This window comes from Aeromonas sp. HMWF015 (assembly GCF_963878965.1).
Classification (GTDB): Bacteria; Pseudomonadota; Gammaproteobacteria; order Enterobacterales; family Aeromonadaceae; genus Aeromonas; species Aeromonas veronii.
In genome coordinates, this window is sequence record NZ_CAWNZT010000395.1 from 1 (window position 1) to 2,490 (window position 2,490).

General features: G+C 39.0%; 4 protein-coding genes. All 4 read left to right on the top strand.

Annotated elements, in window-relative coordinates; all coding sequences use genetic code 11:
- On the top strand, nt 1-361 hold a 361-nt coding region (locus AACS18_RS20225; RefSeq protein ID WP_219927991.1), incomplete at its 5' end, for a hypothetical protein.
- Between the two features lie 37 nt (nt 362-398).
- The gene (locus tag AACS18_RS20230) at nt 399-1,658 is read left to right on the top strand and encodes an ABC-three component system protein (RefSeq protein ID WP_219927992.1); all 1,260 of its coding nucleotides are present in this window, start codon (nt 399-401) and stop codon (nt 1,656-1,658) included.
- Entirely contained in the window at nt 1,642-2,193 is a 552-nt protein-coding gene (locus AACS18_RS20235) for an ABC-three component system middle component 1 (RefSeq protein ID WP_108613139.1), read from the top strand. The genes AACS18_RS20230 and AACS18_RS20235 overlap by 17 nt, the downstream gene beginning before the upstream one ends.
- The coding region (locus tag AACS18_RS20240) for an AAA family ATPase (RefSeq protein ID WP_146184805.1) at nt 2,174-2,490 on the top strand (317 nt) is incomplete at its 3' end. The genes AACS18_RS20235 and AACS18_RS20240, both read left to right, overlap by 20 nt.

Consider the following 2,490-nt stretch of genomic DNA (forward strand, 5'->3'; position numbering starts at 1 on the left):
GAAAACAATGCTGTTTCTTGGGGATTCACACGAGGATATAATCGTCCGTAACTTACGCGCTTTAGGATATAGTGAGGATAATAAATTAAACGCTGAACTCGTAAAAATTTCACATCATGGCAGCCAATACAATACAAGTATAAATTTTTTATCACTCATAAACTCTCCACGACACATTATTTCCACTAACGGATTAAAACATGGTCTGCCCAACAAAAGAACTATTGCTAGAATCCTTGCGTCGAGCAATGGAAACATTTGTTTTAATTATAAAGGCGTGATAGATAATCTGTTATTACCTACCGAAAAAGATACTTACTCTTCGCGTTTTGAAGCTATTGAAGGCGAGATTTGGCTATAAAATGACAACTTCAGAAATAATAGCCTCCTATTGCGTTATGGTAAATCAAGGCAGTGGCGTTTTGGTCAACTCCATGTCACAGGAATACTCATACGTGTTAACTGCTGGGCATGTAATTCAGGAAGATATCGCCGAAATTGTGGTTACTGACCATAAGGGTAAGAATATTAAGGTGTTAGATATCCTTTTTCACCCTGACGGTACACACAAAGCTAAATATGATTGTGCTATATTAAAGGTAGTATATGAACCAAGCATTGATCAAAAACTGTCTGCCATAACAACTTTGCCACCTCTAACAAACCTCACCTTGGTTGGTTTCCCCGCTACAGAGAGGCAAAGCTCCTCTCCAATCAAGCATTATGATGGACACATAACAAGCGTAGTAGACAGCCATATTATCCTAACACTCGAAGGTATTCCTGGGAAGGCAACAATCAAGGGCATGTCAGGCGGTGGTGTCTATCATTTCGAAGGGTTTCAACCTTATCTGATTGGTATCGAATATGGCATGGATGGAACTGGTCAAGAGCAACAGTTTGGTCGTGTTCAATGTCATGGACTTATCAGATTTGAGGAGATTATAAAAGAGAATGGCAGTGCACCTATGGTGCCTGCACATTTAGAGTGTTTTTCACGATTGAGAGAGAAAATTTTTGGATTCAATGTTGTAGATCAACAACATGTGGCTAGGCTTAAATCTGCCCTCTTTAGCTTCGCAGATGAACTCATAGAAAAGGGTATGCCTGCGCCTTACAAATTAATGAGTAAATATGAGACTGATTTGTTGATTGATTCTACACGACCGAATGAAGTCACGGACAGAGAGCTATGGGTAGCCTACTTTGAATTTTTAGTCATTTGTGCATTGCTTGATAACGTAGGAGTGGTGGACGACAATTACATTCAACATTTGGAACGAAGACGTAGAATTTTGTACACTAGTGATGGGAGTAATTGGGTAGGTAGATTAGAGTTTATTCTCAAAGCAGCAAGAAGACTCCTAGATAAGGATGGCACAGTAATTGTAGCTTCCCCTGAGCAGGGAGCAGATCTTTTACCTGCCGGATTCCATCTAGACAAAGTTGTAAGAAATATTTCTCTGGTGCCCAATGCAGGGCCTCTTGCACCGATTGATCAAGCTGAGAGTGCACTATACAAAAGTTTCGTTCTAGCTCACTTGGAAGGTATTCGAAAGAAATGTGTCGTCCAAGAAGAATGGGCATTCTATGAAACCGAAGCGGGAGTAGAACAACTGTCTCTGTTCAGGAATAAATTAAATGAATTTGTTAAGTAAGAATATTGACTTAAGCTTTCTAAGCTCTCGATTCAAAAATATTGAGTTTCAACTATTTGTATCAAGCGACTCCATATCATATATTTCATGTATCACATGCCTGTGTACTTCATCTGCGCAGATCATAGAAAATTGGCGTCCTATTCAAAATTTTGTCTCTGGCTTTTACCAACCACCAGGTGAATTATCTGTTTGGAATATTTATTTAGCTTTTTTTTGTGTAGAAAAACTTCCGGTATGGGATAAATATGAAATTGAGAACGATAAGTATGCGGTTAGAAAATTGGTACTTGATGGCCAACAAATGCTACCAACTACAACTCAAGTTATCGATAGCCTGAGTGAACACCTACTAGGGTCAGACCTAGTTATTGATTCAAGTGTCGATGGAAAAATTGAAGAAATATCGCTTTCTTTAAACGAGTACGTTCGCGGCGTTCCTTTGGATTCTACTGCCGAGTCAAGAGAAGAACGTGCACGCATAATCAATCACCTCATTGAAGTTTTAAATAAAGATGAAGATAAAAAGAGTTGAAATAGAAGGTTTTCGAGCCTATAAAACTAAGGAAGATGGAACATTTGATTTTACCGTGGATGGAGACAAACCATCAAATTTTGTAGCGATATATGCTCCGAATGGATTCGGTAAGAGCTCCTTTTATGATGCGGTAGAATGGGCAGTCACAAACCACTTGGAACGGTTGGGGGGGGAGTACAATAGAGGAAACTACGAACACGCAGCGAAAATAACAAAAGAAAATGGCGTTAGTCAAAAAATTCTGAGAAATAAATATATTTCAAATGATGCTCTGACTCGTGTCATAGTTTCTAC